The following is a 14906-nucleotide window of genomic DNA, read 5'->3' on the forward strand; positions in this document are numbered from 1 at the left end:
CTCAGCGCCCCACCAGGTAGAGGGTTGGAAACAACAGGATCCAGATCCCGTCCACCAGATGCCAGTACAGGGTGACCATTTCCAGACGCGTACGCGTCCCACGCGCTGACAGGTTGTCTGGTGCGAGTCGCATGTAGAGCCACAGCCCCAAACCGACCGCCACCAGTACGTGCACAGCGTGTAGCGCCGTAGCGATGAAATACAGGTTCATGAATAAGTGCGCTGACGGCAGATGCAGTGGTGAATCCTCGGCGAAACCCGGCAGCAGCCCTTCGCGGTATTCAAGACCGTATTCCACGCCTTTGCAGGCCAGAAACAGCACTCCCAGCAACGCCGCGCCCAGCAGGCAGCGGCGCAGACGCAGCGCATTCCCCTGCTCGCTGGCCGCCAGCGCCAGGGTCATCAGCAAACTGCTGGTCAACAACATGAACGTGTTGGCCGTTGCCAGCTGCCAGTGCAAACCCGCCACCGCTTCCGCCACGCCGTCGGGGTGCTGCAGTCGGTACAACCACGCCACCATGATCAGGCTGCCGAACATCATCGCTTCGGTGGCCAGAAACAGCCATATACCCAGCCTCGCGGCCTCACGCTGCTGCGCCCAGGCCACGAAGGGCTCGGCGGGCTTCTCGTCAGACCGGATCACGGCGCGCCTCGGGAGAATAATCATAGGCTTCGAAATCCACCGTCACCGGTTCCTCAAAGTTGTGCAGCGGCGGCGGTGACGGCACGCGCCACTCAAGGCCGGCCGCCTCCCAGGGATTCATCGGCGCCCGTTCGCCCCAGCGCAAGGATCCGAGCAAATAAAAGAACGGCAATACGTAGGCCAGCGCCAGAATCGAGGCCCCGGCCGAGGACAGTACGTTGAGGAACTGAAAATCCGGGTCATAGGCGTGATAACGCCGGGGCATGCCCAGATACCCGAGCAGGAATTGTGGAAAGAACGTCAGGTTGAAACCGCAAAAAACCAGCACCGCAGTGATCTTGCCCCACAGCTGCGAATACAGGCGCCCGGTGATTTTCGGCCACCAGAAATGCAGCGCGCCAAAGTACCCGGCCACTGCCGCGCCGACCATGATGTAGTGGAAATGCGCGACCACGAAATAGGTGTCATGGGCATGCAGGTCGGCGGCGAGCAGCGCCAGGAACAACCCGGTGACTCCGCCGATAATGAACAACCCGATAAAGGTCAGGGCAAACAGAAACGGCGCATGCAGGGTCAAGTCGCTTTTGTACAGGGTCGCGCTCCAGTTGTAGGCCTTGATCGCCGACGGAATCGACACCAGGAAACTCAGCAGCGAGAACACCAGGCTGGCATACATCGACTGCCCGGCGACAAACATGTGATGCCCCCAGACCAGGAAACCGATCACCGCAATCGCCACGCTGGACCAGGCGACAAAACGATAACCAAAGATGCGCTTGTGCCCCGCCGCAGTGATCAGCTCGCTGACCACCCCCATCGCGGGCAGGATCATGATGTACACCGCCGGGTGGCTGTAGAACCAGAACAGGTGCTGGAACAGCAACGGATCACCGCCCAGGCGCGGGTCGAATACGCCAACGTTGAACAGGTGCTCGGCGGCCACCAGCAACAAAGTAATCGCCAGCACCGGCGTCGCCAGCACCAGAATGATCGAGGTGGCATAGATCGCCCAGATGAACAGCGGCAGACGCATCCAGGTCATGCCCGGGGCGCGCAGGGTGTGCACGGTGACGATGATGTTGATGCCGGTGAAGATCGAAGAAAATCCGGCGATAAACACACCGCAGATCACCGCCACCACGTGGCCGTTGCTGAACATCGTCGACAGCGGCGTGTAGAAGGTCCAGCCGGTGTCGACCCCGCCAAGCAGCAGCGCCAGCAACGTGAACAACCCACCGCCGAGCAGCAGGTACCAACTGAACAGATTAAGACGCGGAAACGCCATGTCCCGGGCGCCGATCATGATCGGCACCAGGAAGTTGCCGAACACGCTGGGGATCGACGGAATCAGGAAAAACCAGACCATGATCACCCCGTGCAGAGTGAACGCACGGTTGTAGCCGTCGGCGGTCAACAGATCGCCTTGGGGCGTGACCAATTCGATGCGGATCAGGGTCGCGGCCAACCCGCCGGCGAAAAAGAAGAAGGTCACCGTGACCATGTACAGCACAGCAATGCGCTTGTGGTCCAGGGTCAGAAACCACGAGAGCAAACCTTGCTGATGCAAATAGCTGGGTGCGCTCATTTCGGATCCCCGGAAGCCGTGGCAGGCAACGAGCGCAGGTAAGCCACCAGGCGCTGCACGGCTTCTTCGTCCAACAGATTGCTGTAAGTCGGCATGATCGGCAGGTAACCCGTCACCAGGTGTTTTTGGGGCAACACAATGCTGTCGCGCAGGTAGGCGTCGTCCGCCACAACCTGGCCGCCGTCGGCCAGACGCACCGTTCGATTGAACACGCCAGCCAAGGGCGGCGCGTTACCGGAATCGTGACAACTGCCGCAGCCGTATTGTCGGTACAAGGTCTCGCCCTGGCTGATCAGGTCGGCGGCGCTGCCGTTGTCCTGCAGCCAATGTTGATAGTCTCCCGGATCGAGCACCACCAGCCGGGCGAGCATCGCCGCATGATCGGTGCCACAGTATTCGGCGCAATACACCTGATAGGTGCCGCTGTGTTCGGCCTGGAACCAGAGCATGCTGTAACGCTGCGGCAACACGTCCTGCTTGATCCGCAGGCTGGGGAAAAACAGGCTGTGGATCACGTCTTCGGAAATCATCGTCAGCTTCACCGGGCGTCGTGCCGGGACGTGCAAGGTGTTGATCTCACGCTGCCCGCCCTGATGCTGAAACTTCCACATCCATTGCCGCGCCGTGACCTGTATTTCCAGGGCATCGGCCGGAGGCGTGCGAGCGAAAAAGAATAGCCGTGCCGAAAACAGAAAAATCACCAGCGAACCAATGAACGGCAAGATGATCCAGGCCAGTTCGATCGGCAAATTGCTCTGCGCCCGATGATCCCGATTCGCCTCGCGCCCGCGTCGATAGCGCCAGATAAACATCCATAGCGCGACAAACACTGGCACTACAAACAACGCCATCATTCCGGTGAAGCCGATCACCAGCCAATCGACCGAGACGGCATAGTCCGAGCCCTGCACGGGCCACAAGCGCAGGAAGTGTTCGTTCATGGCTGCCTCTGCCGATCGCGGCGCAACGCCAGAACAATGAACAGGCCCAACACCAGCACGGTCGCCATCCCCGCCACTTGCAGCAAAACAATGATCCGACTGCTATAGGTGCCGCTCTGCGGGTCGTAGTGGTAACACAGCAGCAGAAGCTGTTCCTTGAATGCGCCCAGCTTGCCCTGCCCCGCCTCGGTCAATGCAAGGCGCACATCGCTGGCCTGATAACCGAGGCCGTAGAGCCAGCGCGACAGGCGTCCATCGCCGGTCAACACCGCCACCGCCGAGCTATGCGCATATTGTTGCTGTTGCTCATCGAAGCGATAGCCGAAGCCCAGTGAGCGGGCCAGGGCCTGACCCGCAGCAGCGTCGCCGGTCAGCAAATACAAGCCCGGCTCAACCGCCAGCGACGGCCAATGCTGACTCAGTTTGGCCAGTTCCTCGCGGGCGGCATGGCTGTCTTCCCGCGGATCGAAACTGAACGCAATCACCTGAAAATCCCGGCCCAAGCGGTAAGGCTGATGGGTCAATTGACTGAACAGCGTCGAGAGCGCCGCGTCACAGACGTTCGGGCAGCGGTAATACAAAGGCACCAACAGCGTTGGCTGGCCGCCAAGCAAATCGCCGAGGCGTACCGAGCGGCCGTGCTGATCGGTAAATCGTGTGTCCAGTGCCAAGCGTTGGCCGACCTGGGCCGTGTCGATTCCGGCGGCGGAAAACGGGTCGAACGTCTGCGCGACGCTGTGTTGCAATGTCATCAGCCACAGCAACGCCAGCACCAGCGAGATCCGTTCACGGTTCATGGGGGGGCGTCCTCGGGTGTTGGCCAGCCCTGCTCCAACAGCACCTGCCGCGCCTGCTCCAGTGGCAAGTGTACGATGCGGCGCTCGCGGTCGACCCAGCCGAAGCTGTCGAGGTGAATACGCTCGGCGGCGAGCTGTCGTTCGGCGTTCTGCCGAGGCTGAGATTGCAAGCGTGGGGCCGGTGGTAGCAGGCGCTCGCGTTCCAGGGCACTCAAGGGTGGCTGCCGCGATTCTGCGCGATTCTGATAGCTGATCAGCCACCAGGCCACGCCGGTGAGGCACAGCAGAACCGCCGCCAAAAACAGCGCCACCAGACTCCAGACTTTGCCACTGTCGACCTCGTTGGGTTCGTAGCCGAGCGGTTTTTCAGATTTCATGGCGCCTCCGTTGCCATTGCCAACGCCACCATGCCCACAGGCCGAGACCGTAAACCCCTTGGCAGAGCACGGCCATCAGGCCGGCTCCGATTTCAACGTCGGGGAAGATCGACGGCAAGCTCATCCAGATCGACTCGACACTGCCCAGTAGCAGAATAGCCGTGCACCCCCAAATCAGAACCTGTGGTCGACCGCCCCAAGGAGAGGCCAACGCCAGCAGACAGGCCACCTGCCCTGCCATCAGCAACCCGCTGACCACGCCCCAGATGCCTCCCTCACGCACGCGATACCATTGGGTTTCATGCTGAAGATTCACCGACCAGATAATCAGGTACTGCATGAAATGCACGTAGGCCCAGAACGCCAGGGCACTGACCAGCAATCCGCGCAGCACCTGACGCTGTGGAGCCGGCAGCGGCACAAGGTTCCAGCACAGCACGCAGAGGCCGGCAAACGCCAGGCCATCGAGCAACTGCCGGGCGATCAGCAGTACACCGAACAGGCTGGACACAAACCCCGACTGCAATGACATCAACCAGTCGACCGCCGCCAGGCTGACCATCAGCCCATACAGGATCAGCCCCGGGGCACTGCGCTCGGCGTCCGGACGTTGCGACCAGCACAGCAGAGCCAGGGCAAGCCCGGCGTAAAGCAGCGTGCGCACCACGAAAAACCACGGCGACAACCACAGCCCGCGAAACCCTGGCGCGTCGACGTGGAACCACGGGTACAGCCAGGCCATGGCGAGTAGCACCGGCAACAGCATCGGCACAATCAGCACCACCGCGCTGCGACCCAGTCCGCTGCCCGGCGCCAGCAGTATTTGCCAGCGGCCACTAATCAACGGTGTCAGCAGCGCCAGCAGCAGGCAGCCCAACACGATGTTGCTGCCGTTGATCGCGGCCGCCAACGCCCCGGCGCCCACCCAGGCCGGCTGCCAAACCCCGAGCAGGATGACGCCGACGGCGCCGATGGCGAAGGCTCCCGACAACCGCCTCATTGGTTGTTCTCCTCGAACGCCTGACGCAACTCGGCTGGCAGGCCCTCCAGAGGCGCGTGCTGGCTTAACTGCAGCAAGCGCACATGAGCAACGATGGCCCAGCGTTCTGCCGGCGGGATGCGTGATTCATAGCCGTACATCAGGCCTTTGCCCTGAGCGATGACATGCATCAGCTGAGCGTCAGAGGCGCCGAGCAACCGCGGTTCGGTCAACGCCGGCGGTGCCGGAAAACCACGGCCGACCACCAGACCATCGCCTCGCCCGCTCAAGCCATGGCACGGGGTGCAAAATGTCTGATAGCTCGCTTCGCCGCGGGTGAGCAACGCATCGGTCAATGGTGGGCGCTGCTGCAAAATCGCTTCACGCTCCAGTTGCCCGCGAGCGACGGTGCCGACGGGTGGCTGACGGCTACTCAAGCCGTTTTCGAACAAGGCTCCGGCCCGTTGTTGCTCAATCCTGGCCTGGCGCGACATGTCATCGCAGCCGCTGCACAACACGGCGATTATCAGCGCGCACCGCCAGCCGTTCATGGCCGCACCTCGCGCACGCTAATCGCTCGTTCGGCCAACCAGGCTCGGGTAGCCTGCGCGTCGAACAGCGGGTCACCGGCCTCGATAAACAGAAAAAACCCATCGTCACTGGCCCGCTCGAAACCCTCAGCGCCAAACAACGGGTGATGCAAACGTGGCAGGCGGCTGCTGACCAGCAGCGTCAATACCGCAGCGATCGCCGCCCCGACCACGGCGAATAGAAAGGTCACCACCATCAGCAACGGCAGGGCGATCAACGGCCGACCGCCGACGTTTAGCGGATAGCTCCACACCGAGCCAATCTGCATCAACAGCGCCAGGCCGATGCCGAGTAATCCGCCGATGCAGGCCATGCTCGATACCCTGGAAGCCTTGGGTTTCAACAACGGTTGCAGCGCCTCAAGAGGAAACGGCGCGAACGCATCGAGGCGTCGATAGCCGATGGCCCAGGCGTGCAGGCTGGCTTCAACCAACGGCTGCGGCGCATCGAATTCAGCCAGCAACCCCAGGGATTCAGTCATCGCCGCGCTCCTGATGCAGCGCCTGCTTGACCTCGAACGCCGAGACCATGGGCACGTAGCGCAGAAACAGACTGTAGGGCAGCAGGAACACACCGAAACTGCCGATGAACAACGTCCAGTCCCAAATCGTCGGGGTGTAGCCGCCCCAGGTCGAGACTAGAAAATCGCGGGTCTGCGGCGGGATCACCAGCATGAAACGCTCGGCCCACATGCCCACCAGCACCGCCAGCGCTACGGCTGCTAATACACCCGGACGCTGGCGCACCGAACGCCACCACAACGCCTGGAGCACGCCGACGTTGCAGACGATGGCCAACCAGAAACTCCAGGCGTGAGGGCCGCTCAGGCGTGTCAATAAGACCTCGATCTCATGGGTATCGCCGCTGTAAAACGGCATGAACAGATCCATCAGATAGCCATAGGCGGTGAGCCAACCGGTGGCCAACAGCAGGCGCCCGAGCATGTCCAGATGACGCAAAGTGATCAGCGCTTCGATGTGCAGCAACCAGCGCACACCGATGGCGAGCAACGCCACCAAGGCAAATCCGGAAAACACCGCGCCGGCCACGAAGTACGGCGGGAACAGCGTCGAATGCCAACCGCTTTGCGGGCCCATGGTCAGCAGGAACGAATAGCCGCTGGACACGGCGAACACCAACGGGATCGCGAGCATCGCCAGCACGCGAGTGGTACTTCGCCACAACGCCCAATGCTGCTGCGAACCGCGCCAGCCCAGCGCCATCAGGCCATACAGCGTTTGCCTCAGCGCACCTTGGGCACGGTCCCGCGCCGTGGCGAAATCAGGAATGGCCCCCACCAACAGAAACAGCAGCGACACTGTCAAATACGACAGGATCGCAAACATGTCCCAGGCCGTCGGGCTCTTGAACTGCGGCCACAGCCCCATTTCATTCGGGTACGGCAGGATCCAGTAAAACAGCCAGGGCCGCCCCAGGTGCAGGATCGGGTACAGCGCGGCGCAGATCACCGCCATCAGTGTCATCAACTCTGCCAGGCGATTGAGGGTGTGTCGCCACGGCCGCTCGATCAGCAACAGCAACGCGGAGATGAAGGTGCCGGCGTGGCCGATGCCCAGCCACCAGATGTAGTTGAGAATGCCGTAGCCCCAGTGCACCGGCTGATTGTTGCCCCACATGCCCACGCCGTTGGCCAGCAGTACCGTGGCCGAGGCCAGGTACATCAGCAACAGCGTGATGGCGATTCCAAATAACCAGCGCCACGCCACCCGCCGGGGAAACTGTTGCAGGGGGCCGAATACCTGCCGCGACACCTGCTGATCGCTCAGGTCCCGTGGCAGAAAATGCCCGGTATCGTGCAGCAGCGGTTCAGGCCTCATCGCTGCTCTCCCCCTCCTCGATCCGCGCCAGATAGGTGGTGCGCGGGCGCGTGCCGAGGGCTTCGAGCAAACGGTAATGACGTGGATCCTTGCGGGCATGGCTGACCGCGCTGGCGGGATCGGCAATGTCACCGAAACGGATCGCCTGGCTCGGACAGGTTTGCTGGCAGGCGGTGACGACTTTGGTGGTGTCGAAGTCGAAGCCCTGCTGTTTGTCTTCGATGCGTGCGGCGCTGATGCGCTGAACGCAATAGGTGCATTTTTCCATCACCCCCCGGGCGCGCACGGTGACTTCGGGGTTGCGTTGGGCCTGAATCGACGGAGCGGCGTCGGCGCTCCAGTCCAGCCAGTTGAAGCGGCGTACTTTGTACGGGCAATACGAGGCGCAGGTGCGGGTGCCGATGCAGCGGTTGTAGACCATCTGGTTCAAGCCATCGCGGCTGTGCACCGTGGCATTCACCGGGCAACCGGTTTCACACGGCGCCTGTTCGCAGTGCATGCACGGCAAGGGTTGGAAACGCGAGCGTGGCGCATCCAGTGATCCCTGATAGTAATGGTCGATGCGCAGCCAGTGCATGTTGCGCCCGTTGGCCACCTGTTCGGCACCGACCACGGCGATGTTGTTTTCCGCCTGACACGCCGTGACGCAGGCATTGCAGCCGGTGCACAAGTCGAGGTCGATGACCATGCCCCACTGCGGGCCGCTGTCAACGACCGAGCTATAGAGAGATGCCGGAATCTGCTGCGCCGGCAACTGCGGCGCCTCGCGTTGCACCACGCGAATCGGCGGTGCCTCATAGTCCGGTAACTGGTGATGAGTCTGAGTAACGGCCAGGGTATGGTGCTCGCCACTGGAGCGTACCGAGGCACTTACCGACGATGACTGGATCGGCCGTACCGCATAGCCCAAACCGTTACCGACCCGCCCGGCGTGGCTACGCCCGTAACCGGTGTACAGCGCAATGACCTGATCGGCCTGCCCCGGCTCGATCCACGCCGCGCCGCGCAATAATTGCCCCGGCAGCGCCACTTCAACGCCGTCGCCATTGCGCACGCCCACCTGTTCCGCCAACCGTGGCGACAGCCCGACCACGTTGCTCCAGGTCAGGGTACTGATGGGTTTGGGCAATTCCTGCAACCAGCCAAGATTGGCGAAACGCCCGTCCCATACACAAGGATCCGGACGCACCACGGCTTCGAGGCCATCGATATCGATCAGGTTCAACACCCATGTCGCCGCTTCAGGGACATCCACTGCCGGCGCAGAGGCTTCGATCCAGCCATCGGCCAAGGCCTGGCGCCACTGACTTTGCGGAACATGGGACCAGGTGATGCGCACCTGATCCAGGGCGTCGCTGTCGGCGGAGGTCAGCAGCAGTTCGATGATTTGATGCAGGGTTCGGGTCGAGTACATTGGCTCAATCAGCGGCTGCACAATGCAGGCACTGCCATCCGCCGCGCGTGTATCGCTCCAGCCGTCGAGCGCATGATTGAGCGGCAAATGCCAGTGGCAGTGCGCGGCGCTTTCGTCGTAGTAAAGCCCCGCATGCAGTCGGAACGGTACTTTCTGCAGCAACCCCTCCAGCCCCAGATCCGGCGCCGAGGTGTGCAACGGGTTGCAATCGAGCAGCCACAATTGGCTGACGTTGCCACCCGCCAATTGCTGGCTCAGTTGCTCCAGCGACGCCCAGAACTGTCCGCGTTCGTAACCCAGCAACGTCGGCGTCTGCCAATCCAGCGTCTGGCCGTGCGCACCCAGCCGCTGATTGAGCCGCATCACCTGCGCCTGCACATCTTCTGCCGCTTGCTTGCTCACGCAGATCAGGCCACGGCCGGGATGAGCCTTGAGCGCCGAGGCGGCTTCATCGACCCAGTCGAGCTGTCGCGCACTCAGGCGCGGCTGGTCGGCCACGTTGTCACCCAAGGCGCGGCTCAGCGCCAGCACCAGATCAGGCAGTCGCGATGGGGCAATCGCCAATCGTCGCGTGGCCGCAGCCCCGGTCAGCGTCGGAATGCTTTCGGCGACAAACGACAACGCCGCGCCCTGCCCTTGCGCCGCCTGCCGTCGACGCTCTGCCCAGCCACGTTGCAACAGCGTCTGGCGCGGGCCGCTACCCAGCGGATCGTCTTCCAGGCAAACCAGCACCTCGGCGTTTTCCAGATAACGCCGGGCATTCAGCGGCTGACCGAATACCCGCTCGCTGACGCGTAGAGCCTGAGTCTCGGCGAACGGTTCGGCGTGATACAGCTGCGCTTCGGGCCAGCGCCGACGCAGCGCTTCGAGTTGCCGCCCGAGGGTCGGCGAACTGCTGGCCCCGCAGACGATATGCAGGCCTTTGCCTCGCGTGGTGTCCAGCGTCAGGCGTTGTCGAGCCAGCGCGCCACGCACTTCGTCCCAACTGGTTTCCCGACCCTTGAAGCGCGGCGCTTGGGAACGGTCAGGGTCATACAGTTGCAGGATTGCCGCCTGAGTAAAGGCATCGCACGCGCCACCGGACATCGGGTGCTGCGGATTGCCTTCGAGTTTGATCGGGCGCCCGGCAAGCGTCTTGCCCAGCACGGGTTGGGCGATGCCACAAAACGGGATGGCCGTTGCATACCAGCTCGCAACGCCGGGCGTCAGTTGCGTGGCTTGTCGGATCGCCGGCACGGCTTGCTCAGGGGTTTTGCCACACGCGACCAAGCCTGCCATGGCCAAGGACGCCGCCATCAATTGCAGAAAATGTCGGCGGTCCAACAAGGGCGCGGCACCGGGAAACTCCGCCTCGATCAGCGCTTGCGCCTCGGGCGTCGCCGCCAGCGCTTCGAGGCCACGCCAGTACGCGGAGCCTTTGAGCCCGGCGAGCTGCTCGCGCCATGCGGCGAAGTCCAGCGAGGAGGCGCTCATCGATGGCAGATCCCGCAATCGCTCAGGCCTCGGGGATCGATTCGTCGATCCTTCATTAATTGCTCACCCAGCGCCCGACGATCCTGATCGGTGTGCCATTGCAGCCGGGTCACTTGCCCTGCGGGGCGCAAGTGCGGCGCCGGATCGCGGTGACAGGCCAGGCACTGGCCCATGCTCAGTGGTTCGGCCTTGAACATCAGTTGCATGCGGTCCACCGCGCCGTGGCATTCGCTGCAGCCCACGCCCGCATTCACATGCACGCCATGATGGAAGTACACGTAATCCGGCAGTTCGACCACCCGCTGCCAATGCAACGGCTGTGATTCACGCAGACTTTTTCGCAAAGGTTCGAGCAGGTCGGCGTTTTTCCAGATTTGCGAGTGGCACGTCATGCAGGTTTCGGTGGGCGGCAGACTGGCCATCGCAGAGGACTCCACGGAACTGTGGCAGTAACGGCAATCGATTTTCAGCTCGCCGACATGGTGGGCGTGACTGAACGGCAGCGGCTGCTCGACCACCCAGTTACGGCCGGTTCGGTAGTCGGAGCGGTCCAGGGCCAATGCCACGAGCAAGCCTCCCGTGAGACCGACGAACAGCACCAGCAACCCCAGGCGCAGCCAGGTATCGGCCGAGCGGCTGAAGATCTGCGCCATCGCCGGATTCCAAAATTCACGTTCTTAAGGCTATGGCTCCGTTTGCGCTCAGGAGTTCTTTATTTCCGATGCACGTGATCATCGTGCGACCGCGTGGATCCCGCTGCCGCTGGCTGCGCTCGGTTTGATCCAATTCCCGTAAGAGCGAGGCTGTGGTTGCGGGGTCTTCAGTGGAGATGAGTGAACCTGAAGTTGTAGCGGCACCTGCGGCTTAAGATCACTGCGCAGATCAACCGGCCTTGTCGTTGTCCTGTTCTGGCGTTTCGATGCCGGGCTCTACTTCGCTTGTTTGTGGCCGGGTTTTGGTAGTCGATGGCGCCTGTACATCAGGCGCTTCACGCGGGTAACCGGGCATCCCTCGGGCGTCACTCGGGCCTTGGCGATGGTCTTCAGCGTTCCTTTCCTTGTCCCAGTCTGTGGTGGTGTTCGGGTCTTCATCGCGGCCAGCGGTACCGAGCACGCAGCCGTCGTCATTGGGGTTGCTCAAATCCTCGGTGGGCTCATCTTTGGTGGTAGAAGGATCGGGTTTCATATCAGTCTCCAATACGAGGTAATGGAACTTCTTTGGAGACACTGTCAGTGCCAGAGTGCAGCGCAATTGACGAATGGTGTCTGCGATCTCCACAGCAAGGGCCGCTGGACTCGATCCGGCAATGGGGCCGGCCAGGCGCTGATCAGCGAAAACGATGGGAGAAAATCGGCCGCAGCAACGCCCTGCGCTTGTTTGGTCTGCAGTAACGGCACCCGGGTCAGGGCATCAGCGCTTCAAGCTTGCGATTGCCAACCATCGCCCCGTGCATACACTCATCCAGGAACCTCACCACCGTCCCCATGCAGGCGACCCGCTCCTCGACATGAGGCATATGGCTGGAGTTCTGGAACAACGCCCAACGCACGTTCGGGATCTGCTCCAGATAAGGTCTGACCACCGTCGGTGTTGCTTCATCGTAGCGACCGGAGATCACCAGCGTCGGCACGTTGATGTGCCGCAAGCGGTCGACAATGGTCCAGTTTTTCAGGCTGCCTATCACATGAAACTCCGTCGGCCCGCTCATGGCATGGTAAACGGTGGGATCGGCATCGACCTGGGCAAACGTACGCGCGACTTCGTCCGGCCAGGGAAGGACGCGACACACATGGTTGTCGTAAAAGACCCTCGAAGCTTCCTGATAGGCGACCGCTTGAAAATCCCCTGCCCGTTCGTGTTCAAGCAACGTTTCATGTACGCCGACAGGCAACAATTGACGTAAACGGTTAGCTTCCTCAACCCAGACGCGCATATCCGAAGGGGAATTGGCGGCAATCAAGGCCCGCAGCCCCGCAGGTTGCCGTACGGCGTGCTCACTGGCGAGCATGCCACCCCAGGATTGCCCCAGCAGCGCGTAATTGTCGCTGATTTCCAGATGATCCAGCAGGTTGTCCAGTTCATCGAGAAACAGCGCTACGTTCCAGAACGAGGCATCTTTTTCCGGCAGGTGGGTCGAGCGACCGTTACCCAGTTGATCGTAATGAACCACCGGATAGCCACTCGCGGCGATGTCCTTGAAAGCGTCGACGTAATCATGCGTGCAGCCCGGGCCGCCATGCAGAATCACCAGCGGCGTGTTTTTACCGTCGAAGTGACCCGTGACGCGGTACCAGGTCTGATAAGGACCAAAAGGTGCGAAGCCTTCACGTATTCCGATAGATTCCATTTCTGTTTGCCGCCCCTGAAAAACCGTACGGCACACGATACCGGGATCAGATTTTCGAAATAACTAGAGAAACAAATAGGTTTCTGCCCTATTTCAGCTATCGAGCAATCGATAGTGGGTAGCCCGAACCACGGCCTGGACCCGATTCTTGGCCCCGAGTTTATGCATGGCCGAGGTCAGGTGGAGGCTGATGGTGGCCAATGAGCGATTCAGATGACTGGCAATCTCGGCGGCGGTCAGGCCCTCAGCCGCCCATTTAAGGCACTCGCGTTCACGTTTGGTCAGGTGAATGGGAGGCGTGTGAGCCTCTTTGCCAAGCAACGGATAGGCCGCTTCCTGCAAGGCATGGGAAATCAGGCTGAAATCCGCCAGGGTCCGCCGGGCATCGCAAAGGACACTGCTGCTGGCGGTACGCAGCCCGGTCAAGGAGGCAAAGCCGCCTCTGGGCAGATGAATCGGGACCGACACACCACAGGTCATCTGCGCGTCTTCCAGATAATTCACCACTGGCGCATGGCACTGACTGATGACCGGCTCCAGCACGGTGTCAGTCCCGGGTTTGTAAGACCAGACAAAGGGTGAAACACAATTGAGTGCTACCTGCTGGACAGGGTCGATCTGGTAGTAACCCTCTGCACACCAACGCGCATGCCAATCGGCTGGTGTGTTGCGCAGTTTGAGCACCGCGGGCGTGATCAACTTGCCTTCATGGTCCAGCGGTACCGGGCTGTAGTCGTACACCAAGGCCTCAAAGCCCAGCTCTTCGGCCAACAGCAAGGCGTTGTCCATCAGCTCATCCAGGCTCTTGCCCGACAACAGACGGGGATTGAGGTCTGATAGCTTCGTCTGCATCCATTGCCCTCCCTAATTAATTTCAATCCTGAAATTCAGCACGTAGAATGCCACGCCTCGGCGAGGGACTGCCAGACCAAACCTATAACAAATACTAGCTTTTGGGCACATGACTTACTCAGTAAGGTAGGCCATTTAGTTTGCCTGCGAACCGGTCAGCATCATAAAGGGAGAGTTGCGATGTGGCGTGAAATCGAGCCGGACCAGCACTATAACGTCAAGGTCGATGGCCACAATCTGGTGGTTTATAGCTTTGGCGAGGGCGATGAGGTCCTACTGTGCCTCAATGGAGGCCCGGGGCTTCCCTGCGATTATCTGCGTGACGCCCATGGCTGGCTCAAGGACAAGGGGCTGCGCGTTGTCGCCTTCGACCAACTCGGCACCGGGGCGTCTGACAGACCCGAAGACCCGTCCCTCTGGGACATCACCCGTTATGTCGCTGAGGTGGAAACCGTCCGTCAGGCCCTCGACCTGGGCCGGGTGCACTTGCTGGGGCACTCCTGGGGCGGCTGGCTGGCGATCGAATACGCCATTTACCACCCTCACGCACTCAAAACCCTGATTCTGGAAAACACGGTAGGCGATATCCCCCACCTGTCTCAGGAACTGGAGCGTCTGCGTGGCGCGCTGGGCAGCGAAACCGTGGCCATGATGCAACGCCATGAAGCCATGGGCACCCTCGATCACCCGCAATACCAAGCGGCGATCACCCTCCTCAACTATCGCCACGTCTGCCGCCTGGACGAGTGGCCGGCACCGGTCACGCGCTCTCTGGGCGACTGGAACATGGGGCCCTACACAACCATGCAGGGGCCGAATGAGTTTCTCTATGTCGGCAACCTGAAAAACTGGAACCGTCTGCAGGAAATGGCCGACTTCACCATGCCGGTATTGATTACCACCGGCCAACACGACGAACTCACACCCGCCTGTGCCATGCGCATGAAAATGGCGCTCAAGGATGCTGCGCTGCATGTGTTCCCCAACAGCAGCCATATGCCCTTCTATGAAGAACCTCACGCCTACTTTCCGGTGTTGCTGGATTTCCTCCAGCGGCACCGAGGTTAGT

The 14906-nt window shown here is 61.4% G+C and carries 15 protein-coding genes; 1 reads left to right on the forward strand and 14 read right to left on the reverse strand.

Annotation, left to right across the window (positions count from 1 at the left end; translation table 11 throughout):
* Position 1: 1 nt before the first annotated feature.
* From KVG95_RS09980 to KVG95_RS10045, 14 genes are all read right to left on the reverse strand, one after another.
* Positions 2-643: a cytochrome c oxidase subunit 3 gene (locus KVG95_RS09980; RefSeq protein WP_217856077.1), complete on the reverse strand. Its 642-nt coding sequence runs from the start codon at positions 641-643 to the stop codon at positions 2-4.
* On the reverse strand, positions 630-2228 hold the full coding sequence (locus KVG95_RS09985) for a cytochrome c oxidase subunit I (protein ID WP_217856079.1): 1599 nt from the start codon (positions 2226-2228) through the stop codon (positions 630-632). The genes KVG95_RS09980 and KVG95_RS09985 overlap by 14 nt, the downstream gene beginning before the upstream one ends.
* Complete coding sequence (coxB, locus tag KVG95_RS09990; protein ID WP_217856081.1) at positions 2225-3169, reverse strand: cytochrome c oxidase subunit II; 945 nt, start codon at positions 3167-3169, stop codon at positions 2225-2227. Before coxB ends, KVG95_RS09985 begins: the two co-directional genes overlap by 4 nt.
* Positions 3166-3966, reverse strand: coding sequence for an SCO family protein (locus KVG95_RS09995; RefSeq protein ID WP_217856083.1), 801 nt, complete (start codon positions 3964-3966; stop codon positions 3166-3168). The genes coxB and KVG95_RS09995 overlap by 4 nt, the downstream gene beginning before the upstream one ends.
* Positions 3963-4343: a hypothetical protein gene (locus KVG95_RS10000; protein WP_217856084.1), complete on the reverse strand. Its 381-nt coding sequence runs from the start codon at positions 4341-4343 to the stop codon at positions 3963-3965. Before KVG95_RS10000 ends, KVG95_RS09995 begins: the two co-directional genes overlap by 4 nt.
* Positions 4333-5343, reverse strand: coding sequence for a hypothetical protein (locus tag KVG95_RS10005; protein ID WP_217856086.1), 1011 nt, complete (start codon positions 5341-5343; stop codon positions 4333-4335). The genes KVG95_RS10000 and KVG95_RS10005 overlap by 11 nt, the downstream gene beginning before the upstream one ends.
* Positions 5340-5873: a c-type cytochrome gene (locus KVG95_RS10010; RefSeq protein WP_217856088.1), complete on the reverse strand. Its 534-nt coding sequence runs from the start codon at positions 5871-5873 to the stop codon at positions 5340-5342. The genes KVG95_RS10005 and KVG95_RS10010 overlap by 4 nt, the downstream gene beginning before the upstream one ends.
* Positions 5870-6394, reverse strand: a complete 525-nt coding sequence (locus KVG95_RS10015; RefSeq protein WP_217856090.1) for a DUF3341 domain-containing protein — start codon at positions 6392-6394, stop codon at positions 5870-5872. Before KVG95_RS10015 ends, KVG95_RS10010 begins: the two co-directional genes overlap by 4 nt.
* The gene (gene nrfD / locus KVG95_RS10020) at positions 6387-7751 is read right to left on the reverse strand and encodes an NrfD/PsrC family molybdoenzyme membrane anchor subunit (protein ID WP_217856092.1); all 1365 of its coding nucleotides are present in this window, start codon (positions 7749-7751) and stop codon (positions 6387-6389) included. Before nrfD ends, KVG95_RS10015 begins: the two co-directional genes overlap by 8 nt.
* Positions 7741-10638 carry a TAT-variant-translocated molybdopterin oxidoreductase gene (locus KVG95_RS10025; protein ID WP_217856094.1) on the reverse strand — a complete coding sequence of 966 codons (2898 nt, stop codon included), beginning with the start codon at positions 10636-10638 and terminating at the stop codon, positions 7741-7743. The genes nrfD and KVG95_RS10025 overlap by 11 nt, the downstream gene beginning before the upstream one ends.
* Positions 10635-11291: a cytochrome c3 family protein gene (locus KVG95_RS10030; protein WP_217856096.1), complete on the reverse strand. Its 657-nt coding sequence runs from the start codon at positions 11289-11291 to the stop codon at positions 10635-10637. Before KVG95_RS10030 ends, KVG95_RS10025 begins: the two co-directional genes overlap by 4 nt.
* A 229-nt stretch (positions 11292-11520) precedes the next feature.
* On the reverse strand, positions 11521-11823 hold the full coding sequence (locus KVG95_RS10035; protein WP_217856098.1) for a hypothetical protein: 303 nt from the start codon (positions 11821-11823) through the stop codon (positions 11521-11523).
* A gap of 217 nt (positions 11824-12040) precedes the next feature.
* Positions 12041-12985, reverse strand: a complete 945-nt coding sequence (locus KVG95_RS10040; protein WP_217856099.1) for a proline iminopeptidase-family hydrolase — start codon at positions 12983-12985, stop codon at positions 12041-12043.
* 93 nt (positions 12986-13078) lie between these two features.
* The gene (locus KVG95_RS10045; protein WP_217856100.1) at positions 13079-13837 is read right to left on the reverse strand and encodes a LuxR family transcriptional regulator; all 759 of its coding nucleotides are present in this window, start codon (positions 13835-13837) and stop codon (positions 13079-13081) included.
* Between the two features lie 180 nt (positions 13838-14017).
* On the opposite strand from KVG95_RS10045, the gene KVG95_RS10050 reads away from it, so the two are divergent.
* Positions 14018-14905, forward strand: coding sequence for a proline iminopeptidase-family hydrolase (locus tag KVG95_RS10050; RefSeq protein WP_217856102.1), 888 nt, complete (start codon positions 14018-14020; stop codon positions 14903-14905).
* Position 14906 lies beyond the last annotated feature (1 nt).

This window comes from Pseudomonas farris (assembly GCF_019145235.1).
Classification (GTDB): domain Bacteria; phylum Pseudomonadota; class Gammaproteobacteria; order Pseudomonadales; family Pseudomonadaceae; genus Aquipseudomonas; species Aquipseudomonas farris.